This window comes from Rhizobium sp. UBA1881 (assembly GCF_002338015.1).
GTDB lineage: Bacteria > Pseudomonadota > Alphaproteobacteria > Rhizobiales > Rhizobiaceae > Rhizobium.
In genome coordinates, this window is sequence record NZ_DDHH01000171.1 from 11,031 (window position 1) to 11,317 (window position 287).

Annotated in this window: 1 pseudogene; it reads left to right on the forward strand. The window is 60.3% G+C overall.

Annotation, left to right across the window (positions count from 1 at the left end):
* A pseudogene (locus tag B3605_RS21025) lies at positions 1 to 287 on the forward strand (sensor histidine kinase); the annotation flags it as partial.

Sequence of the window (287 nt, forward strand, 5' to 3'; positions counted from 1 at the left end):
ACAGGGCGACGATGAATCGCTCGTCAGCAGCTCGATCACTGAAGCTATCCAGGAGATCCGCGACATCTGCCGAGGCCTGACGCTGCCTGAACTCGAGATGCTCTCGGGCGACGATGTCGTTCGCCGCGCCATCCAGGCGCACGAGACGCATTCGCGCACCAGGATCATCTCGGAAGTCGGACGGCTCGATATCCGGGCGCAGGCCGCCAAGATCTGCGTCTATCGCTTTATCCAAGAGGCTCTGAGCAATGCGACCAGGCATGCCGGCGCGTCGAAAATTTTAGTGA